We start from the raw sequence: 19901 nt of genomic DNA, 5'->3' as shown, positions 1-19901 counted from the left end.
CTCACGAGCTTGCTTTCTCACCCGCGGGCGAGCGGCCGTGCCAGGCCATCGTCGCTCAGGAGGAACCCGCTGTCTCCCCACCGGGCCGCGTGTCAGGCTCCGGCGGCGCGCTCCAGCAGCAGTTTCCTGCTGATCGGCGACTCGTGGGTGCCCGGCACCGCGCAGGCGTGCGCCCCCGCGATCGCGCCCAGCCGCGCGCACTCGGCCACCGGCAGCCCGTTCAGCGTGCCGTACAGGAAGCCGGACACGAACGCGTCGCCCGCGCCGTTGCTGTCCTCGACCGGGCCCGGCAGCGGCGCGGCGGGGAAGGCGCGCACGTCGGGGGTGTCGCGGGTGAGGACGAGGCAGCCGTCGGCGCCGCGCGTGCAGACGACGGTGTGCGCCCGGCCGCGCCCGATCAGGTCGCGCATGACCGCGGCCGGGTCGCGCAGCGCGGAGGCGGACAGGAACACCAGGTCGGCGCCGTAGGCGAAGTCCTTGTGGTGGTCGTTGACGCCGTCCCAGTCGTGCAGGTCGGTGGAGATCGGGAGGCCGGCCAGGTCGGGCAGGGCGTGCCGGGCGAAGTCCATGATCGACACGTGCGCGTGCCTGGCCCTGATGCCCGCGTACAGCGACCTGGGCAGCCGCTCGCCCGGCGTGGCCTTGGGGTCGTGCAGCGAGGTGCGGCGGCCGTCGGGGCCGACCAGCAGCACGCTGCGGCGGGTGCCCGCGGCGGCGACGCCGAACGCGCAGTCGACGCCGCGCAGCGCGTCGCGCACCAGCGCGCCCTGCGGGTCGTCGCCGATCAGGTCCGCGAACGCGGTGCGCAGCTCCAGCGCCGCGCAGCCGAGCGCCACGCCCGCGCCGGTGTTGCCGATGCGGTCGTGCACCGGCGGCACGTGGTAGGTGTCGCGGTAGGGCAGCGGCAGCTCGGGCACGTAGACCGTGGTGTCGACCCCGGCCCCGCCGAGCACCAGCACGTCGTGCGTCGTCATCGCGCGGCTCCCCCGGGTGCCGTGGTCAACGGTTCACCAGCGGGCCGGACCCGGTGGAGCCGCGCACCACCAGCTCCGGCTGGAAGATCAGCTCCACGTGCTTGGCGGGCGCGCCGTTGATCTCCTCCAGCAGGGTCTGCACGGCGGCCGAGGCCATCGCGCCGATCGGCTTGCGCACGGTGGTCAGCGGCGGGTCGGTGAAGGCGATCAGCGGCGAGTCGTCGAAGCCGACCACGGACACCTCCCCCGGCACCGACAGCCCCTTCTCCCGGCACGCGCGGATCGCGCCGAGCGCCATCAGGTCGCTGGCGCACACGATGCCGGTGCAGCCGCCGGCCAGCAGCTGCGCGGCGGCGGCCTGACCGCCCTCGACGGAGAACAGCGAGTGCGCGATCAGGTCGTCGACGTCGGCCGCGCCGAGCAGCTGCGCCATGGCCTGCTTGTACCCCTCGATCTTCCTGATCACCGGGACGAACCTGCGCGGCCCGAGCGCCAGCCCGATGCGCTCGTGCCCCAGGTCGACCAGGTGCTGCACGGCGAGCTTGGCGGCCAGCCGGTCGTCGGGCGAGATGAAGGGCGCGCCGATGTTCTCGTTGTAGCCGTCGACCAGCACGATCGGCAGGCCGCGGTCGGTGAGCCTGGTGTAGCGGTCCATCCGCGCGGTGGTGTCGGCGTGCAGCCCCGAGACGAACACGATGCCGCTGACGCCGCGGTCGACCAGCAGCTCGGTGAACTCGTCTTCAGGCGCGCCGCCGGGCAGCTGGGTGCACAGCACCGGCGTGTAGCCGTGCTGGGTCAGCGCCTTCTCGATGGCCTGCGCGAACGCCGGGAAGATCGGGTTGTCGAGCTCGGGGGTGACCAGGCCGATCAGCCCGTTGCTGCGCTGGCGCAGCCGCGGCGGGCGCTCGTAGCCCATGAGGTCGAGCGCCGTCATCACCGCCTGCCTGGTGGCGGCGGAGACACCGGGTTTGCCGTTGAGTACGCGACTGACCGTGGCCTCGCTCACCCCGGCCTGGGAGGCGATGTCGGCGAGGCGAGCGTGACCGTTCATGGGAATCACTTTACTTTCCACCACGCCGCTGAATCCGGCGCGCCGGCCACATCCGAGGACATCAGCAGCTCGCCGCCGAGCCCGTCGAGCCCGCCGAGCCCGAAGTCGACGGATTCGCCGGTCAGGTTCACCGCGCACACCAGGTCGCCTCGGCGGAACATGAGCGTGCCCGCGGGCGAGTCGAGCCACTCCAGCTCGCCGGCGAAGTCGCGGCGCAGCCGCAGCGCGGTCCGGTACAGCTCCAGCGTCGAGCCCTCGGCGTCGCGCTGGGCCTGCACGCTCAGCTCCGACCAGCCGGCCGGGATGGGCAGCCACGGGGCGCGCCAGCAGCTCAGGTCGGCCGTCCACGGGATCGGGACGCGGCAGCCGTCGCGGCCGCTGTCCGGGTCGCGCAGCCGCTGCGGGTCGCGCAGCACCTCTTCCGGCAGGTCGAGCACCTCGGGCAGGCCCAGTTCCTCGCCCTGGTAGACGTAGGCCGAGCCGGGCAGCGCGAGCGTGAGCAGCGCGGCGGCGCGTGCCCTGGCCAGGCTGCCGTAGCGGGTGACGTGCCGCTTGACGTCGTGGTTCGACAGCACCCAGCTCGTGGGCGCGCCGACCGAGCGGGCGGTGGCCAGCGACTCGTCGATCACCCGGCGCAGTTCGGCGGCGTTCCACGGGGTGAACAGGTAGGGGAAGTTGAAGGCCTGGTGCAGCTCGTCCGGGCGGACGTAGCGGGCCAGCCGCTCGGCGGTGGGCGCCATCGCCTCGGCCACCGCGACGCGGTCGCCGGGGTAGGAGTCGAGCACCCGCCGCCAGGCGCGGTGGATCTCGTGCACGCCCTCGTTGTCGAAGAACGGCACCGGCTCGCTGCCGATCATCGCGGCCTGGCCGGTCCTGCCGACGTCGGGCAGGCCCTCGGCCTTGACCATGCCGTGCGCGACGTCCACGCGGAAGCCGTCGACGCCCAGGTCGAGCCAGAAGCGCAGGATCGACTCGAACTCGCCGCGCACCTCGTGGTTGTCCCAGTTGAGGTCGGGCTGGGCGGCGTCGAACAGGTGCAGGTACCACTGGCCGTCCTCGACCTGGGTCCAGGCGGAGCCGCCGAAGATGGACTCCCAGTCGTTGGGCCGGTCGCGGAAGATGTAGCGGTCGCGGTTCTCGCCGCGCAGCGCCTCCTGGAACCACGGGTGGGCGGAGGAGGTGTGGTTCGGGACGACGTCCACGATCACCTTCAGGCCCTGGCCGTGCGCCTCGTCGATGAGCTGCTTGGCGTCGGCGAGGGTGCCGAACAGCGGGTCGACGTCGCGGTAGTCGGCCACGTCGTAGCCGAAGTCGGCCATCGGCGAGGTGTAGAACGGGGTCAGCCAGATGGCGTCGACGCCCAGCTCGGCCAGGTACGGCAGCCGCTCGCGCGCGCCGATGAGATCACCGACGCCGTCGCCGTTGCCGTCGGCGAAACTGCGTACGTAGACCTGGTAGATCACAGCGTCCCGCCACCAAGCGGTCATGGTTTACCCCCCGAACGTTCCGGACAATGAAAGCAACTTGCCGCAAGTTTACGCAAGTCCTTCCACGCCCCATACGTCACGAAATTTCGGGTAAGGGGGGCCAAAACCACCGCCCGAAACGGCCAGTACCCAGAATGTTTATGTCAAGGGTGGACATGCAGGGTTAAGGCGCGATGTACTACCTCATCAATCAGCCCCGTCTCAGGTGACACGCGTGCAAGGTGTGAGCCCATGAGCTCCGTCGTTCTCGACAAAGTGACCAAGGTGTACCCGGGCGACTACCTCGCAGTCGACCGGCTGAGCCTGAGCGCCGAAGATGGCGAGTTCCTCGTCCTCCTCGGCCCATCCGGCTGCGGGAAGTCCACTCTGCTGCGCATGATCGCAGGGCTGGAGGAGATCACCGAGGGCGATCTCTGGCTGGACGGCCAACTCGCCAACCACCTCGCCCCGCGCGAGCGCGACGTGGCCATGGTGTTCCAGAACGGCGCGCTCTACCCGCACCGGACCGTGCGGGGGAACATCGCCTTTCCTCTGGAGATCGCCAAGTCGGATCCGTCGATGGTGCGCGAGCGCGTCACGGAGCTGTCGAAGGCGCTGCACATCGACGAGACCCTCGATCGCCGCCCCGGGACCCTATCCGGTGGCCAGCGGCAACGGGTGGCGATGGGCCGCGCGATCGTCCGTCAGCCCAAGCTCTTCCTCATGGACGAGCCGCTGTCGAACCTCGACGCCGGCATGCGGACCGAACTGCGCATGGAGATCTCCGCCCTGGTGCGCTCGCTCGGCGTCACCACCATCTACGTGACGCACGACCAGGTGGAGGCGCTGACCCTGGCCGACAGGATCGCGATACTCAACCGCGGGGTGCTGCAAGACGTCGGCACCCCCGCTCAGATCTACAACGACCCGGCCACGGCCTTCGTGGCGGCGTTTCTCAACTCACAACAACTCAACTTGTTGGCGGCCACTGTCAGGACGCCGCAGAACCAGTATGTCATGCTCGACTTCGGTCCGCACCGTTTGACCCTTCCGTGGAGCGATCCCAGGGCGTACGCGATCTCTCAGCACACCGGCGGGCAGGTGCTCGTGGGGCTGCGGCCCGACAGCCTGACCCCGGTGCCGGAGTCGTTCGAGGGCCCGTCGTTCTACGGGCGGGTGCGGACGCTGGAGTATCACGGGCACGAGTGGCTGGCGTACCTGGAGTGCGGCGTGCCCGCCGTCCCGGTGCCCGAGCCGCCCGACCCGCGTTTGAACAGGACGAACGGCGAGCACGCCGGTGAGGGCAAGCTGACCGCGCTGATGCGGCGGCTGTTCTCCAGCCAGGAGGAGCCGCAGGACCAGGAGCAGGTGGGGCAGAACACCGGCAGCGGCATCCACCGGCGCTCGGACCTGATCGTCCGGCTGGGCAACCGCCCGGTCTGGCGGGCCGGGGACGCGGCGAAGGTGGGGGTCGACCTGGCCCGCCTGATGATCTTCACCCTGGACGGCGCCCGCATCGACCCACCTCGCCGCTGACTCTTCCCGGGCGACCCCGAACCCGAGGCATGCTCGCGTTTGGGACCGTTCCAGAAGAATCTTTCGGCCACGTTCGACCATGAAGGCCGCGCACCACTCCCGGTGCGCGGCCTTTTTCATGCCCTTGACCAAACGGACTACGGTCCATATATTCGTGGAACCAGTCAAGCGGACCACAGTCCGGAAAGGGCGTCCATCATGAGCCGTCTGCTGCACATCTCCGCCTCCCCGCGCGGCGCCGAGTCGATCTCCCTGGCCATCGCCGCGACGTTCGTCGAGGAGTACCTGGCCACCCACCCGGGCGAGCAACCGGACACGTTCGACCTGTGGGACGGCGGCCTGCCCGAGTTCGGCCCCGCGGCCGCGGCCGCGAAGATGACCGTCTTCGGCGGCGGCACGCCCCAGGGTGAGCAGGCCGAGGCGTGGGCGGCGGCGGTGCGCACGTTCGAGCGCTTCGACTCCTACGACCGCTACCTGTTCACCGTGCCGATGTGGAACGCCGGCGTGCCGTACAAGCTGAAGCAGTTCATCGACGTCGTCAGCCAGCCCGGCATGATCTTCGACGTGCACCCGGAGACCGGCTACCGCGGGCTGCTGCGGGGCAAGCGGGCGGCCGTGGTGTACACGAGCGCGGTGTGGGGTCCCGGGCTCGGCGCGGAGTTCGGCGCCGACTTCCAGTCCGCGTTCTTCGGTGACTGGCTGCGCTGGGCGGGTGTCTCGGACGTCCAGGAGATCCGGCACCACCCCACGCTCACCGGCTCGTACGAGACGGCGCGCAAGCAGGCCGAGGAGCGGGCCAGGGAGATCGCCAGAACCTTTTGACCGCCTGCGCGTCTCAGGCGGTGACGGCCGCCAGGTCCAGCACGCGGGCGACGTCGGCGGGCGCGGCGGACGAGCGCAGGGCCGCGGGGGCGTCGCGCAGCGCGGCGTCGCCGTCCTTGAGCCCGTTGCCGGTGAGCGTGACGACCACGAGCCGCCCGGGTTCCAGCAGGCCGCGGGCGTGCCGGTCGAGCAGCCCCGCCACGCCGGCCGCCGAGGCGGGCTCGGCGTAGACGCCGTCGCGTGCGGCCAGGTCGTGGTAGGCGGCGAAGATCTGTTCGTCGGTGACCGCGCCGATGATCCCGCCGGATTCGTCGCGGGCGGCCAGCGCGCCGTCCCAGGTGGCCGGGTGGCCGACGCGGATCGCGGTGGCGGCGGTCTCGGGCGCGGGCACCGGCGCGCCGTGCACCAACGGGGCCGCGCCGGCGGCCTGGAAGCCCCACATGCGCGGCGACCCGGTGGTGCGCCCGGCGGCGGCGTAGGCCTGGTAGCCCTGCCAGGTGGCGGTGATGTTGCCGCCGTTGCCGACGGGCAGGCAGTGCAGGTCGGGGGCCCGGCCCAGCGCGTCGGCGATCTCGTAGGCGACCGTGCGCTGGCCGGCCAGGCGCAGTTCGTTGCCGACCGAGTTGACCAGCGCGACCGGATGCCGGGCGGCCAGGTCGCGGGCCGCGCGCAGGCAGTCGTCGAAGCCGCCGTCGATCTCGACGATGCGCGCGCCGTAACGCACCGCCTGGGCCAGCTTGCCCGGCGCGACGTACCCCCTGGGCACCAGGACGGCGGCGGCGAGCCCGGCGCGGGCGGCGTAGGCGGCGGCCGAGGCGCTGGTGTTGCCGGTGGAGGCGCAGATGACCAGGCGGGCGCCAGCCTCGGCGGCCCGGCTGATCGCCACGGTCATGCCCCGGTCCTTGAACGATCCGGTGGGGTTGGCGCCTTCGACCTTCAGCCACACGTCGCAGCCGGTGATCGCGGACAGGTGCGCCGAGCGCAGCAGCGGGGTGCCGCCCTCGTTGAGCGAGACGACGGGGGTGCGGTCGGTGACGGGCAGCCAGGGGCGGTAGTCGCTGTCGATGAGTCCGGTCCAGGTACGCATGGCGGCAACCGTAACATCTGTTTCGGCTCATCGAACACAGGCCGGTTGATGTAACATTCGTCAGCATGGACGACGATCCGGTGGTACGGCGGCTCGGCGAGGTGTACCCGGAGCTGCCCCCGGGCGAGCGGGCCATCGTGCGGGTGCTGCTCGACGACTACCCGTTCGCGGCGCTCGGCTCGCTGCGCGCGCTGGCCGAACGGGCCGGGGTGAGCCCGCCGACCGCGTCACGGCTGTTCGAGCGGCTGGGTTTCGCCGGGTTCGCCGGTTTCCAGGCCGAGGTCCGGGCCGGGGGACGTGAGCGTGACCGGTCGCGGTTGCGCGAGTTCGTCACCCGTTCGCCCGATCCGAACCGGGCCGCGGGCGACCTGCGTACCGGGCTCGACGGCACGCTGGCCGCCGTGACCGAGCCGCTGCTCAGCGCCGCCGCCACGCTGCTGGCCGGAGCCTCGGGCGTCTGGGCGCTGGGCGGCCCGCTCAGCGAGCTGGCCGCCGAATACCTGGTCAGGCAGCTCGCCGCGCTGCGGCCTGGGGCGCGCCGGGTGCCCGAGCCGCCGTCCGCCCGCGCCCGCGCGCTGCTCGACCTGGGCGCACAAGACGCGGTGGTCGCCTACGACTTCCGCCGCTACTCCCCCGCCACGGCCGCGTTCGTCCTGGCCGCCCGCGCGCGGGGGGCGCGGCTGGTGCTGGTCACCGACGCGTGGGAGTCGCCGCTGGCCGCTCAGGCGGAGGTGCTGATCCGGCTGCCCAGGGAGGCGGCCGGGCCGATCGCGCCGCTGACGCACGAGATCGCCGTCACCGAGCTGCTGCTCGTCGCCACGGCCGCGCGACTCGACTCGGCGGCCCGGCTGGCCGACCTCGACGCACTCACCGCCACACTCTCCTCCGCAGGCAGCGACGGTTCGCCTGGTGGCGACGACCCTACGGACGGTTCCCCAGGTGGCGACCGTGCCCTTTGACCACAACGACCACTACCACCGCACGCTGCTGCGCCTGGTGCCGCCGGGCGGCCGCACCGCGCTCGACGTCGGCTGCGGCACCGGCCGCTTCGCCCGCCGGCTGGCCGGGCTGGGCCTGCGCGTCGACGCGGTGGACCCGTCGGCGGAGGTCATCGCCGCCGCCCGGGCCGCCACTCCCGGGGGCGGGCCGCGTTTCCAGGTGGCCGACGTCACCCGGCTCGACCTGCCCGCCGGGCACTACGACTTCGTCTCCTGCCTGGCCAGCCTGCACCACATGCCGTTCGAGACGGTCACCGCGTTACGCGCGACGCTGGCCCCCGGCGGCGTGCTGGCCGTGCTGGGCTGTTACGCCGAGCGGTTCCCCGCCGACCTGCCCTGGAGCCTGACCGCCGTGGCAGCCAACGCGGGGGCGCGGCTGTCGGTCGCGGCCTGGGAGCGGGTCACCGGCGCGGCGGGGCCGCCACCGACACAGGCACCGGCACAGGCGCCGACACAGGGCTCAACCCGGGCCCCGACGCGGGCGCCGGTCGCGGCGCCGGAGATGTCGCTGGCCGAGATCCGGTCGCGGGCGGCCGCGCTGCTGCCCGGCTGCACGATCCGCCGCCTGCTGTTCTGGCGTTACCTGCTGGTCTTCCGTGCCTGATCAGGCGATCCCGCGGCGGTCCAGCGGGGGCCGTCCGGGGTGTCACGCACCTGGACGCCGGCCCGCAGCAGGGCGGTGCGCAGCGCGTCCGCCAGGTCGTAGCGGCCCTGGGCGCGTAACTCGCCGCGCAGCGCGAGCAGCGGTTCCACCAGCGGGCGCACCGCCGCGTCGCCCGCCCGTCCGGCGCCGAGCCGGGTGATGAGCAGCCGCAGCAGGTTTCTGGCCGCGCCGACGCCGCCGGCGTCCTCCTCGGTGTCCGCGGCCCAGGCGGCGACCTCCGCCTCCAGGTCGAGCACGGCCCGCGCCGCCGCCACCCGGTCGCCGCGCGCCAGGCACGCCGCGAACCGGCGCTCGCACTCTCGCGCGCTCTCCTCCAGCGTCACCCGCCCGGGCGATGCGACTGCCACCGGCACCGGGACGGACGGCGCGCCGCCACCGGCCGCGAGCCGGCGGAGCTCGGCCAGGTCGGTACGCGTCCCGGCAGGCAGCACCGCCACGGAGACGCCAGGCCCGGGAACCCGGCATCGGACGGTGAGCGCGCCCCGGCCCAGCACCCGGACCGTCTCGTCGGCCAGGTCGACGACCAGCGCCGTGTGCTCGTCGAGCCCGAGCACCGCCGCGCCCGCCGGCAGCTCGCGCTCCAGCACCGACAGCCGCCGCTCGCCCAGGTAGCAGTAGCGGGTGTCGTGCGTGCCGCCTTCGGCGTTGTCGAAGTGCGGGATCAGCGCCGCGCGCAGCCCGAGCGCGGCCAGCAGGTCGAGCCCGCCGCGCCAGTGCGGCTCGGCGCCCACCTTGTAGATCTCGTAGACCGGTACGGTGGCCAGCCCCGCCGTGCAGGCGGCGGCCGAGGCGAGCACGGTCACCCCCCGCCGGGCGAGCACCCGGGCCCGCAGGTCGCCGGCCACGCCGGAGGCGGTCCACCGATCCAGCGCGTACGTCGGGCTGCCCGGCCCGGAGAACACCCAGTCGGCCCCGCTCACCCCGTCGGCCACCGCCACCTTCAGCCCCACGCTGTGCGCGAAGTAGCGGCAGGCCCTGGCGGAGATGTCGGCCCGGTTCTCCTGGAAGGCGTAAGGCGTGTCGAGCAGCACCGCGTCCGCCCCCGGCGGCAGCCGGCGCGCCACCGTCCGGTGCACCTCGACCATGGTCGGGCTGGTCTCGCCCGATCCCATCAGCACCAGCATGCCCGGCATGAGCGCGGCCCGCCTCTCTCCCCGTCCCCCTCGACTACAGCCAAGCCGGGCGCGCGGTTCAAGTGGTCACAGGCGGCGGCCCAGCTCCTGCATCGGACGTTCCACGAAGCGGTAGGTCAGCGCGCTCACCGCGAGGATCAGCGCGAGCGCGAGCGCGGCCATCGTGAGCTGGTGGGCGAGCTCGGCCCGGCGCAGGTCACCGGTGATCTCCACGAAGTACCGCAGCAGCGGGTGGTGCACCAGGTAGAGCGAGTAGCTGATGACGCCGAGCCAGGTCAGCACCCGGGGCACGCGGCGGCCGCGCAGCGCCATCGCGACCCCGAACGTCAGCGCGGCCAGCGCGATCGTGGTGATCCACACGTCCGGCTGGACCCACCACCAGCCGCTCTCGATCGCCCACACCGGCGCGACGGCGACCAGCGCGGCCGTCACCGCCACCGGCCACAGCCGGCCGGTGCCGCGTTCCCACCGGTACAGCGCGGTGCCCGCGAACATCACCCCGAGCACGGCCGTGCCGAGCCACGGCACCCGGCTGGTGAACAGCAGCATCAGCACGCCCATCAGGGCCAGCAGGCAGGCGGCCGGGGTGCGCAATCGTCCTGACACCACGCAGGCCAGGCCGGCGGCGAACAGGGCGCAGGAGGCGTAGGCGACCCAGCCGCCCACGACGAGCGCGCCGGGCACCGCCAGCCCGATCAGCACCGCGGCCGCGGCGAACGCCACCGACAGCGGCGCGCTGCGTTCGTGCCCGCGCACCAGGAACAGCGCGGTGACGAGCAGGTAGAAGACCATCTCGTACGACAGCGTCCACATCGTGTCGGCCACGCCGCCGACGTTGACCACGTCGAGCAGCATGGTGGCGTGCGCGGCGACCGCGCTGCCGTCGCGCGGGACCTGCTCGCGTACCGGCACCCACGGCGACACGGCCAGCACCAGGACGATCACGGCCAGGTAGAGCGGGTAGAGGCGGAAGGCCCGGCCGGTCCAGAACGCCCGCACGTCGCCGTGCCGTTCCAGCGAGGCCGGGATGATGTACCCGCTGACCAGGAAGAACACCAGGATGCCGTACACGCCGAGATTGAACCAGTAGGGGCGCAGCGACGGCAGGAACCACGGCAGCACGTGCTCGGCGACCACGGCGAGCGCGCCGATGCCGCGCAGCGCGTCGAGCCAGGCGAGTCGGGCGGCGGCGGTCCTGGCGGGCGGCGCGAACGCTGGGGCGGGGGCGGTCGGCACCCGGCCCAACATACCCCCACCGCCCCAGGGGATGCCCGGGCCCGCGGCGTTCACCAGCCGATGCGGCCCTTGCCGGAGACCAGCGCGCGGGCGATGACCAGCCGTTGCACGTCGTTGGTGCCCTCGCCGATGGCCATCAGCGGCGCGTCGCGGTAGAGCCGTTCGACCACGAACTCCTGGGAGTAGCCGTAGCCGCCGTGGACGCGCATGGACTCCAGCGACGCCTTGAGCGCGACCTCGGAGGCGAAGTACTTGGCCATGCCGGCCTCCATGTCCACCCGCTTGCCGCCGTCGGCCTGGGAGGCGGCCCAGTACGTCAGCAGCCTGGCGGCCTGGATCTCGGTGGCCAGGTCGGCGAGCTTGAGCTGGATGGCCTGGAATTCGGCGATGGGCTGTCCGAAGGCGGTGCGCTCGCGGGCGTAGGAGAGCGCGGCGTCGTAGGCGGCCTGGGCGACGCCGACGGCGCGGGCGGCGATGTTGACCCGGCCGATCTCCAGCCCGCCGAGGACCTGCTGCATGCCGCGCCCCTCGACGCCGCCGAGCAGGTTCGCGACCGGCACGCGGACGCCGTCGAGCACGACCTCGCACGTCTCGGTGCCCTTGTAGCCGAGTTTGGGCAGGTCGCGGCTGACGCTGAAGCCGGCCGCCGACGGATCGACGAGCAGCACCGACATGCCCTGGTGCGCGGGCTCGGTGACGGCGGTCTTGACCAGCACGGGCAGCGGGTCGGCGTGGCGGGCGTTGGTGATCCACGTCTTGGTGCCGGTGACCACATAATGGTCGCCGTCGCGTACCGCGCGGGTCTGGATGCCCTGCAGGTCGGTGCCCGCGCCGGGCTCGGTCAGGGCGATCGCGGTGCGGCGGGCGCCGGTGGCCAGGTCCTTGAGATAGGTCTTCCTCTGCTCCTCGGTGCCGTGCTTGGCGATCATCCAGCAGGCCAGCGAGTGCGAGCCGATCGTGCCCGCCACGCCCATCCAGCCGCGCGCGATCTCCTCGAAGACCAGCGCGAACGAGACCATGTCCGCGCCCATGCCGCCGTACTCCTCGGGCACGCTCAGGCCGAACAGCCCCATCCGCTTCATCTTCTCGACGATCTCGGTGGGGTAGCGGCCCGCGTGCTCCCATTCGGTGGCCACGGGGAGGATCTCCTTGTCCACGAACGCGCGCAGCGTCTCGCGGAAGGCCTTCTGCTCGTCGCTCAGCTCGAAATCCATCGCCTCACTCCTTCTCTCAGGAGCCAGGTTTACAGACGACAGAACAATGTTTCAATGCCGGGACGGCGAGCCGGAACCCGGGTTCAGGTGCGGGCGGCGAGCTTGGCGACGACGTCCACGATGCGGGCCGCCCGTTCCACCTCGGCCCGGTGGAACACCGGGCCGCCGGCGCGGGCGACCACCACGTGCATGCCCTCGGCGGCCACCGGCAGCAGCATGAGCCGCAGTTCGGCCAGGTCGACGGCGGCCGGGCGGGGCGGCGGCTCGGGCAGGTCGAAGGCGTCGGGCGCGGCCAGCGAGGCGTGCCGCACCGCGCCGCCGGCCAGGGCGAGCGACCACTCGGCCCCGCACAGCCCGGGCAGCGCGTCCACCAGCGTGGCGAAGCCGCGCGCCGGTTCCGCCGCCACGTGCATGAGCAGGTCGTAGTCGGGGGCCGAGCCGGGGACCTCCCTGGTCGCCCAGACGCCTTCCACCCGCACGCCAGGCACGGCCGACAGCCGTTCGCTCACCTCGGCCGCGCCGATCGAGCCCGGCCAGGACACGGTGAAGTCGTCCACGGCCCGGCCGGTCTCACGTTCGAGCACGGTCACCTGCAGGATGTCGGCGCCCAGGGCACCGAGAGCCTTGGCGACCTGCCCCAGGCCGCCGGGCCGGTCCGGCAGCGACACCCTCAGACGCAGCAGCATTGCCGCCCCCTTTCCAGAGGCTCATACAGTGCCGTGGAAAGGTTTCCAGCAGGTTCCACGGACATGTCGCGCATGCTGCGGTTATATCCCAGCATGCAGCGCTAAGTCCGGTTTGTCGATAACTAGTAGTTTTTGTCGGGAAATAGTAGAACCTCAGGCGAAGACGTCCTGCTGGTAGCGGCCGGTCGCCTCCAGCTCGGCCAGCCATCCGGATCCGTCCTCGCCGGTACGTTCCCGGTAGATCGCCAGCAAAGCATTCCTGACGGCCGGGGCCATGCGCAGCCCGTCGCCGCACACGTACACGTGCGCCCCCTGTTCCAGCAGCTCCCACAGCACGTCGGCGCGGGCCGCGACGGCGTCCTGGACGAACCGGTACGGATGCCCCTCGACGGCGGAGAACGCGACGTTCACGGTCACCTCGTCGCGGGCGGCCCACGCCTCGACCTCGTCCCGGTACAGCCAGTCGTGCTCGGGGTGGCGGCAGCCGGCGAACACCTCGGCCCGCCCCTTCGCCCCCGACAGCGCGCGCTCCTCCAGGAAGCCGCGCAGCGGCGCGAACCCGGTGCCGGGGCCGACGAGGATCACCGGCGTGTCCGGGTCGTCCGGCAGCCGGAACGGCGGCGCGGGCACCCGGATGTATCCGTAGAACTCCTCCCCTGCCCCGAGACCGGCCAGGTAGGCCGAGCACATGCCGCGATACTGCCCGCTGCCCGACCAGGCCGGGCCCGACACCAGCCCGACCGTGATGCGCACCAGCGAGGGGTCGGCCAGCGGCGAGGACGACACGGAGTAGTAGCGGGGCCTGATCGGCCCGGCCATCTCCAGGAACACCGGCAGCGGCAGCTCGATCGCCGGGAACCGCTCCAGCAGCGCCAGCGGCGAGACCCGCTTGGCCAGGATCTCCTCAGCGTAGTTCGCGGTCAGCTCGGCCAGTTGCCTGGTGGTCCACGGGCAGGCGGTGTGCGCGGCCAGCGCCTCCAGGTCGGCGCGGGTGGCCACCTCCTGCAGCTCGGTGAACTCGGTCAGCAGCAGCCCGGCGGTGACCGGGGTGTCCAGCGGCAGGTGGCTGGCGCCGGCCGCGCGCAGGCGTACCACCTGCTCGCGCGGGACGCGCAGGGTGCGCAGCGCCCACTCCACCAGCTCGGGGTCGTTCTTGGCGAACACCGCCAGGTGGTCGCCGGCGGAGTAGGTGACGCCTTCCGGCAGCCTGGCCACGATCGTGCGCACGCCGGGGCGCGGGGCCTCGCGGGAGAAGTCCCACAGCCCGGCCGGGTCGCCGGTCAGCTCCTCGGTGGAGACCACGGTCAGCGGGACGGCCCGCTCCGACACCACCGCCGGCCTGACCTCGGACTGGCTCAGCACGTCCATCTCGTAGCGCGGCCCGGCGGCCTCGGCCCCGGCGCTGTACTCGGCGGCCAGGGCCGCCCAGAGCCGGGCCGTCCAGGCGGTGACGTCGCCGTCGAAGTCGCCGTCCGCGTCGGCCTCGCCCCGCTCGACCAGCGGGACGGCGCCGGCCGCGACCAGCTTGTCGTGCGCACGGCGCGGGAAGTCCTGGTACGTCGGCCACTGCGTGTTCCCGCAGCCCAGCACCGCCAGCCTGACGCCCGACAGGTCGGGCAGGCGCTCCAGCGCGTCGAAGCGCTGGGCGTTGTCGGGGGCCTTGCCGTTGTAGGAGGAGGCGACCACGACGAGCAGGCCGTCGGCGGGCGGGGTCAGCTCGTCCAGGGTGGTCAGCGTGGTGGCGAAGCCGGCCCGGCCGGTGCGCTCGGCGAGGCGTTCGGCGATGTCCTGGGCGGTGCCCAGGTTGGAGCCGTAGGCGACGGTGAGCGGCACGCCGGTGACGGCGATCTCCCCCTGTTCCGTCTCCGCCCCCTGCTGTCCGTCGGGCTGCGCGGCGGCGACGGTGCGCTCGTGCGGCCGGCGCTCCCGGACGGTGAAGGTGAACCCGTCGGGCTTGAGCGTGAGCATCTGCTTGACCTTCATCCGGTAGACGGCCGGATCGGAGATCGCGAACCTGCGCAGGATCATCGCCAGCGCCAGCCTGGCCTCGGTGATCGCGAACTGGCGGCCGATGCAGGCCCGCTCGCCGTTGCCGAACGGCTTGTAGGCGGCCGGGTGGTGCTCCCGCTTGTGCTCGGGCAGCCAGCGGTCGATGTCGAACTCCTCGGGCCGCGCCCACGCCTTCGGGTGCCGGTGCAGCGTGGGCAGCAGCACGACCGCCGTGCCGCCGGCCGGGATCTCGTACAGGCCGCCGAGCGTGGTGTCGTGCAGGGCGCTGACGGCGAAGGCGGGGATCGGGGACCAGATCCGCAGCGTCTCCTCCAGGATGCGCGGGATCACGTCCAGCTTCATGATCGTCTCGTAGGTGGGCGGCTCGTCGCCCGGCAGCAGCCTGTCGACCTCGTCGTACGCCCTGGCCAGCGTGTGCGGGTCGCGCAGCAGGTTGTACAGCGCGAACGACAGCAGGCCGCTGGTGGTCTCGTGCCCGGCGATGAGGAAGGTGAGCACCTGGTCGCGGATGTTCTCGTCCGACAGCCGCTCGCCGGTGAGCGGGTCGGAGGCGGCCAGCATGAGCCCGAGCAGGTCCTTGGCGCCGTTGCCGGGTTCGCCCTTGCGTGCCTTGATCACGTCGTCGACCAGCTCCCGCATGGTCGCGATGTTGGCCCGGTACGCCTCGTCCTGCTTCTTCTTGAGCTTGGTGACCAGCGGGACCTGGCGGTTGCGCAGCATCGCCTCGGTCAGCGCGCCGCCCATGGCCTGCAGGAACGGGTGCAGCTCGGGCGAGTCGAAGGAGTTGAACCGGTAGCCGAAGCCGGTCAGCGAGATCGTGTCGAGGGTGAGCCTGGTCATGTCGTCGGGCACGTTCAGGTCCTGGCCCTGGCGGGCGGCCCACGACTCGACGAGTTGGTCGGCCACCTCCAGCATCTGGCCGTAGTAGGCCTTCATGCTGCGCTGGCTGAAGGCGGGCATGAGGATGCGGTGGGCCTGGCCCCAGACCGGTTCGTCCTGGTCGGTGGTGAACAGCCCCTCGCCGCCGAAGTCGCGCACGATCGACAGCGGCGGCTCGATCCGCTTCTGGAAGCGGGTCTCGTCGCACACCTCGGCCACCAGGTCCGGGTCGTAGACGAACGTCACCTTGCGGCCGACGATCTCCAGCTGGAAGAGGCCTTCCTCGTACTCGCCGCTCAGCTTGACGAAATGGTCCGCGGGCGCACGCGCCGGGATCTGCAGCGTGTTGCCGAGAATCGGCAGGCCCTGCGGGGCGGGGATCTGCTTCATGTGCGCTCCCATCGAGCAGCTCTAGTAGCCATACACCGTATGGCCGACGGTACCATACGGCGTATGGCAGTGAGCGCGCGCAGGGGATCGCCCCTGACACCCGAAGAGATCTACTCGACCGCGTTGCGGCTGGTGGACCAGGGCGGCGTCGAGGCGCTGTCGATGCGGAAACTGGCCGCCGAGCTGAACGTCAACCCGATGTCGCTCTACCACCACGTGGACGGCAAGGACGCGCTGATGCGCGAGCTGTGCGTGGCCGCCGCCGAGTGGCTGCGGCTGCCGCCCGACGACGGCTCACCCTGGCAGGAGCAGCTGCGCGCGCTGGCCCTGGCCTACCACGCGCACGCCCGCGCGCATCCCGCGCTGTGGACCTACGTCTACAACCACCCGGAGATCGTCGCCGACCGCCGGATCTCGCTGTGGCAGGTCCTCTACCGCGTGCTGCGCCTGGCCGGGGTGCCCGAGCCGGACCTGGAGCGGGTCAGCGGGGTGCTGCACGCGTTCGTGTCGGGCTTCATCTTCGGCGAGATGCAGGGGACGCTGGTGGGCGGCACGGACGACGCGGAACTGGAACGCACCTTCGACACGGCCGTCGAACTCATCATCCACGGCCTCGCCGGCCACGCCTGACGGGCTTCAGCGGGCCGCGAGCAGCTCCAGCACGTCCGGCCAGGCGGCCGTGCCCAGAGCGGCGTCGGCCTCGGGCGTCCCGCCGTACTGATGGATGGGCGAGCGGGGAAGGGGCGGTTCCCCGGGCAGGCGTACCCGGTGGCCCGCCCGGGGGTGGGTGACCAGGCGGACGTCCCGGCGCGCGGCCAGTTCCGCGGCGAACCGGGCCGACGGCCACATCAGATCGTCCCCGCCGGCCACCAGCAGCAGCTCGGCCCGGCTCGCCGCGACGTCGATGGCGGCCGCGGCGTAGCCTTCGCGGCTGGACTCGTACATGCCGAGGAACGCGGCCGGCCGCCCGGGCGGGGGCCAGGACGCCCGGTCGTAGCGGACGAACGGCAGCGGCTCCCCCTTCCAGGTCCACGACGACCGGCCGGGCCCGGTGCTCCCGTCCGGGCCGGCGCCGAAGCCCTCCCAGACGACGGACGTGGGGGCGAGCGCGATCGCGGCGTCGATCCGCGGGTCGGCGACGGCCAGCAGCAGCGCCGCCTCGGCGCCCTTGGACGTGCCCAGCACGCCGATCCGGCGCGGACCCGCCGCCGACAGCAGGTCGACGGCGGCGGTGAACGTCTCCAGCGGGATCTCGCGGATGCCCGCCGCCTGTCCCGGACCGCCGAACCAGCGGATGGACAGCGCGGTCAGCCCGCGGGCGGCCAGCAGGCGGCACCGCTCGGCCTCCACGCGCCCGCTGGAGCCGCCCAGGACCAGGACCGCGGCGCTCCCGCCGCCCGCGGGCTCGACCAGGAAGCCTTCCCATGGGGCACCGATCTCCCGTTCGACCATGAACGCCCCCCTTTCACCTCACATCCTCCCCGCCCCGACCATGCGTTGGAAAGTCCAACTCATTCGGGTTACAGTGAGTCCAGTTTTCCAACTGACAAGGAGGAGGTCGGCATGCGTGACGCCGTCATCGTGCAGGCCGTGCGCACCCCCATCGGCAAGGGGAAACCCGGCGGCGCGCTGGCCGGGGTGCACCCCGTCGACCTGCTGGCCCACGCGCTGCGCGCGCTCATCGAGCGCAGCGGCGTCGATCCGTCCCTGGTGGACGACGTGATCGGCGGATGCGTCGACCAGGTGGGCGAGCAGGCCATGAACACCACCCGCTACGCCTGGCTGGCGGCCGGATTCCCGGACTCGGTGCCCGCCGTCACCGTGGACCGCCAGTGCGGCTCGTCCCAGCAGGCCGTGCACTTCGCCGCGCAGGGCGTCATGTCCGGCGCGTACGACCTGGTGGTGGCCTGCGGCGTGGAGTCCATGAGCCGGGTGCCGATGTGGTCGAACGTCCCGCCTGGCGCGGACCCGTTCGGGCCGGGGTTGGCCGCGCGCTACCCCGAGGGCCTGGTGCCGCAGGGCATCAGCGCCGAGCTGATCGCCGCCAAGTGGTCGCTGAGCCGCGAGCGGATGGACGCGTTCGCGGCCGAGTCCCACGCCAGGGCCGCCGCCGCCGACTTCACCACCGAGCTCGCGCCGCTGGCCGGGCTGGACCGGGACGAGTCGATCAGGCCCGCCACCACGCCGGACGTCCTGGCCGGGCTGCGTCCGGCCTTCGCCGACCCGGGCTACGCGGCCCGCTTCCCGCAGATCGACTGGTCGGTGACGGCGGGCAACAGCAGCCCGATCAACGACGGCGCGGCCGCCGTGCTGATCACCACCTCGGAGACGGCCGCCCGGCTGGGGCTGCGCCCGCTGGCCCGGCTGCACGGCTTCGCCGTCACCGGCTCCGACCCGCTGCTCATGCTGACCGGCGTCATCCCGGCCACCGAGAAGGTGCTGCGCAGGGCCGGGCTGCGGCTGGACGACATCGACCTGTTCGAGGTGAACGAGGCGTTCGCGAGCGTGGTGCTGGCCTGGCTGCAGGAGACCGGCGCCGACCCGGCGAAGGTCAACGTGCACGGTGGCGCCATCGCGCTCGGGCACCCGCTCGGGGCCAGCGGCGCGCGCATCACCACCACGCTCGTGCACGCCATGCGCGAGCGCGGCGCCCGCTACGCCCTGCAGACCATGTGCGAGGCCGGCGGCCTGGCCAACGCCCTCATCCTGGAGCGTCCCCGATGAAGATCCACGGCAGTGTGGCCCTCGTGACCGGCGCCAACCGCGGGCTCGGCGCCGCCTTCGCCCAGGCGCTGCTGGAGCGCGGCGCGGCCACGGTGTACGCCGCCGCGCGCACCCCGTCCGCGATCACCGATCCCCGTCTCACGCCGCTCGCCCTCGACATCACCGACCAGGACGCGGTGCGGGCGGCGGCCGAGCGCTGCGGCGACGTCACGCTCCTGATCAACCACGCCGGGATCTCCCGGTCCCACGCGCCCGGCCCCGAGGCGGCCAGGGCCGAGATGGAGACCAACTATTTCGGCACGCTGGCCATGAGCCGCGCCTTCGCCCCGATCCTGGCGGCCAACGGCGGTGGCGCGCTGGTGAACGTCTTGTCCGTGTTGTCGTTCATCACGTTCCCGCAGGTGGCGACGTACGCGGCGTCGAAGGCGGCGGCCTGGTCGCTCACCGGCGCGCTGCGTCAGGAGCTGGGCGAGCAGGGCACGCTGGTGGTCGGCGTGCACGCCGGATACATCGACACGGACATGGCCGCCCGCGTCACCGTGGCCAAGATCAGCCCGCAGGAGGTGGTGGCCAGGACGCTGGACGGCGTCGAGTCCGGGCTCACCGAGGTGCTCGCCGACGAGCTGAGCAGGCAGGCCAAGGCCGGGCTCGCCGCTTCCTGAACCCGGGCCGGTGGGCGGCGGGTGGCGGTAACTACGCTGTCCCGCATGCGTTGGTCGACTCAGACGTCCCCTGGCGGCTCCCGGCGCGGCCTGCTCCTGGACGTCGACGCGGACCCGGCCGGTCCGGCCAGGCCGCCGCTGCGGGTGGAGGTCGCCGCTGGGCGGCGGCTGGCGATCGTCCAGGGGGCTCGGCCGGTGCTGCTGGCCCGGGTGGCGGCCTACGATCACGGCGTCGCCTTCCGCCGCACGCCGGAGCCGTACCGCTCCCCCGTCGGCCCGCTCGCGTCCCCGGCCGGCGGGCTCGCGTCTCCCGTCCGCCCGCTCGCGTCCTCCGGGGGCCCGCCCGCGGGCGATCCGCCGTCCGGGGCG

General features: G+C 72.8%; 17 protein-coding genes and 1 pseudogene. 8 read left to right on the top strand and 10 right to left on the bottom strand.

Translation table 11 applies throughout. The features are described 5' to 3' along the window. Positions 1-92 precede the first annotated feature (92 nt). The 3 genes from HII36_RS35225 to HII36_RS35215 are packed head-to-tail and all read right to left on the bottom strand — an operon-like array spanning position 93 to position 3512. Positions 93-974 carry a PfkB family carbohydrate kinase gene (locus HII36_RS35225; protein ID WP_173527646.1) on the bottom strand — a complete coding sequence of 294 codons (882 nt, stop codon included), beginning with the start codon at positions 972-974 and terminating at the stop codon, positions 93-95. Between the two features lie 25 nt (positions 975-999). Next, on the bottom strand, positions 1000-2025 hold the full coding sequence (locus HII36_RS35220) for a LacI family DNA-binding transcriptional regulator (protein WP_173527645.1): 1026 nt from the start codon (positions 2023-2025) through the stop codon (positions 1000-1002). 5 nt (positions 2026-2030) lie between these two features. Next, positions 2031-3512, bottom strand: a complete 1482-nt coding sequence (locus HII36_RS35215; protein WP_173527644.1) for a glycoside hydrolase family 13 protein — start codon at positions 3510-3512, stop codon at positions 2031-2033. 231 nt (positions 3513-3743) lie between these two features. Here HII36_RS35215 and HII36_RS35210 point away from each other — a divergent pair, with 231 nt between their 5' ends. Together HII36_RS35210 and HII36_RS35205 are read left to right on the top strand one after the other, a co-directional pair. Further along, a complete protein-coding gene (locus tag HII36_RS35210) occupies positions 3744-5027 on the top strand; it encodes an ABC transporter ATP-binding protein (protein ID WP_173527643.1) in 1284 nt (427 codons plus the stop codon). A 198-nt stretch (positions 5028-5225) separates the two neighbouring features. Continuing rightward, positions 5226-5849: an FMN-dependent NADH-azoreductase gene (locus HII36_RS35205; protein WP_173527642.1), complete on the top strand. Its 624-nt coding sequence runs from the start codon at positions 5226-5228 to the stop codon at positions 5847-5849. A gap of 13 nt (positions 5850-5862) precedes the next feature. On the opposite strand, the gene thrC is transcribed toward HII36_RS35205, so the two are convergent. Continuing rightward, entirely contained in the window at positions 5863-6936 is a 1074-nt protein-coding gene (gene thrC, locus HII36_RS35200) for a threonine synthase (RefSeq protein ID WP_173527641.1), read from the bottom strand. 65 nt (positions 6937-7001) lie between these two features. On the opposite strand from thrC, the gene HII36_RS35195 reads away from it, so the two are divergent. Continuing rightward, positions 7002-7895, top strand: coding sequence for a MurR/RpiR family transcriptional regulator (locus tag HII36_RS35195; protein ID WP_173527640.1), 894 nt, complete (start codon positions 7002-7004; stop codon positions 7893-7895). Next, positions 7885-8538 (top strand): class I SAM-dependent methyltransferase, encoded by a 654-nt coding sequence (locus HII36_RS35190; protein ID WP_173527639.1) that lies wholly within the window; start codon positions 7885-7887, stop codon positions 8536-8538. The genes HII36_RS35195 and HII36_RS35190 overlap by 11 nt, the downstream gene beginning before the upstream one ends. Here the strand turns inward: HII36_RS35190 and HII36_RS35185 are convergent. From HII36_RS35185 to HII36_RS35165, 5 genes are all read right to left on the bottom strand, one after another. Continuing rightward, entirely contained in the window at positions 8514-9731 is a 1218-nt protein-coding gene (locus tag HII36_RS35185) for a cysteine--tRNA ligase (RefSeq protein WP_173527638.1), read from the bottom strand. The two genes, HII36_RS35190 and HII36_RS35185, sit on opposite strands and share 25 nt — an antisense overlap. A 66-nt stretch (positions 9732-9797) precedes the next feature. Next, a complete protein-coding gene (locus HII36_RS35180) occupies positions 9798-10967 on the bottom strand; it encodes an acyltransferase family protein (RefSeq protein WP_328808023.1) in 1170 nt (389 codons plus the stop codon). A 50-nt stretch (positions 10968-11017) separates the two neighbouring features. Further along, entirely contained in the window at positions 11018-12181 is a 1164-nt protein-coding gene (locus HII36_RS35175) for an acyl-CoA dehydrogenase family protein (RefSeq protein ID WP_173527636.1), read from the bottom strand. 83 nt (positions 12182-12264) lie between these two features. Further along, positions 12265-12867: an ACT domain-containing protein gene (locus tag HII36_RS35170; RefSeq protein WP_173527635.1), complete on the bottom strand. Its 603-nt coding sequence runs from the start codon at positions 12865-12867 to the stop codon at positions 12265-12267. Positions 12868-13020: 153 nt separating this feature from the next. Next, entirely contained in the window at positions 13021-16146 is a 3126-nt protein-coding gene (locus HII36_RS35165; RefSeq protein ID WP_217370360.1) for a bifunctional cytochrome P450/NADPH--P450 reductase, read from the bottom strand. A 63-nt stretch (positions 16147-16209) separates the two neighbouring features. Here HII36_RS35165 and HII36_RS35160 point away from each other — a divergent pair, with 63 nt between their 5' ends. Continuing rightward, positions 16210-16776: a TetR/AcrR family transcriptional regulator gene (locus HII36_RS35160; RefSeq protein WP_173527633.1), complete on the top strand. Its 567-nt coding sequence runs from the start codon at positions 16210-16212 to the stop codon at positions 16774-16776. A gap of 6 nt (positions 16777-16782) precedes the next feature. On the opposite strand, the gene HII36_RS35155 is transcribed toward HII36_RS35160, so the two are convergent. Continuing rightward, positions 16783-17598 (bottom strand): acyl-CoA thioester hydrolase/BAAT C-terminal domain-containing protein, encoded by an 816-nt coding sequence (locus HII36_RS35155; RefSeq protein WP_173527632.1) that lies wholly within the window; start codon positions 17596-17598, stop codon positions 16783-16785. Between the two features lie 111 nt (positions 17599-17709). Between HII36_RS35155 and HII36_RS35150 the strand changes: the two genes are divergently transcribed. The 3 genes and pseudogenes from HII36_RS35150 to HII36_RS35140 all read left to right on the top strand — a co-directional run. Then, a complete protein-coding gene (locus tag HII36_RS35150) occupies positions 17710-18870 on the top strand; it encodes a thiolase family protein (RefSeq protein WP_173527631.1) in 1161 nt (386 codons plus the stop codon). After that, the gene (locus tag HII36_RS35145; RefSeq protein ID WP_173527630.1) at positions 18867-19532 is read left to right on the top strand and encodes an SDR family oxidoreductase; all 666 of its coding nucleotides are present in this window, start codon (positions 18867-18869) and stop codon (positions 19530-19532) included. Before HII36_RS35150 ends, HII36_RS35145 begins: the two co-directional genes overlap by 4 nt. Before the next feature lie 45 nt (positions 19533-19577). Beyond that, positions 19578-19901, top strand: a pseudogene (locus HII36_RS35140) (hypothetical protein); the annotation flags it as partial.

The organism is Nonomuraea antri (assembly GCF_013283785.1).
GTDB classification, from domain to species: Bacteria; Actinomycetota; Actinomycetes; order Streptosporangiales; family Streptosporangiaceae; genus Nonomuraea; species Nonomuraea antri.
This window is presented reverse-complemented; position numbering and strand designations above follow the sequence as displayed.

Excerpts from the sequence above, each read along its gene's own strand:
- HII36_RS35225 (WP_173527646.1), bottom strand. The coding sequence starts at position 974 with ATGACGACGCACGACGTGCTGGTGCTCGGCGGGGCCGGGGTCGACACC.
- HII36_RS35220 (WP_173527645.1), bottom strand. The coding sequence starts at position 2,025 with ATGAACGGTCACGCTCGCCTCGCCGACATCGCCTCCCAGGCCGGGGTG.
- HII36_RS35215 (WP_173527644.1), bottom strand. The coding sequence starts at position 3,512 with ATGACCGCTTGGTGGCGGGACGCTGTGATCTACCAGGTCTACGTACGC.
- HII36_RS35210 (WP_173527643.1), top strand. The coding sequence starts at position 3,744 with ATGAGCTCCGTCGTTCTCGACAAAGTGACCAAGGTGTACCCGGGCGAC.
- HII36_RS35205 (WP_173527642.1), top strand. The coding sequence starts at position 5,226 with ATGAGCCGTCTGCTGCACATCTCCGCCTCCCCGCGCGGCGCCGAGTCG.
- thrC (WP_173527641.1), bottom strand. The coding sequence starts at position 6,936 with ATGCGTACCTGGACCGGACTCATCGACAGCGACTACCGCCCCTGGCTG.
- HII36_RS35195 (WP_173527640.1), top strand. The coding sequence starts at position 7,002 with ATGGACGACGATCCGGTGGTACGGCGGCTCGGCGAGGTGTACCCGGAG.
- HII36_RS35185 (WP_173527638.1), bottom strand. The coding sequence starts at position 9,731 with ATGCCGGGCATGCTGGTGCTGATGGGATCGGGCGAGACCAGCCCGACC.
- HII36_RS35175 (WP_173527636.1), bottom strand. The coding sequence starts at position 12,181 with ATGGATTTCGAGCTGAGCGACGAGCAGAAGGCCTTCCGCGAGACGCTG.
- HII36_RS35170 (WP_173527635.1), bottom strand. The coding sequence starts at position 12,867 with ATGCTGCTGCGTCTGAGGGTGTCGCTGCCGGACCGGCCCGGCGGCCTG.
- HII36_RS35165 (WP_217370360.1), bottom strand. The coding sequence starts at position 16,146 with ATGAAGCAGATCCCCGCCCCGCAGGGCCTGCCGATTCTCGGCAACACG.
- HII36_RS35160 (WP_173527633.1), top strand. The coding sequence starts at position 16,210 with ATGGCAGTGAGCGCGCGCAGGGGATCGCCCCTGACACCCGAAGAGATC.
- HII36_RS35155 (WP_173527632.1), bottom strand. The coding sequence starts at position 17,598 with ATGGTCGAACGGGAGATCGGTGCCCCATGGGAAGGCTTCCTGGTCGAG.
- HII36_RS35150 (WP_173527631.1), top strand. The coding sequence starts at position 17,710 with ATGCGTGACGCCGTCATCGTGCAGGCCGTGCGCACCCCCATCGGCAAG.
- HII36_RS35145 (WP_173527630.1), top strand. The coding sequence starts at position 18,867 with ATGAAGATCCACGGCAGTGTGGCCCTCGTGACCGGCGCCAACCGCGGG.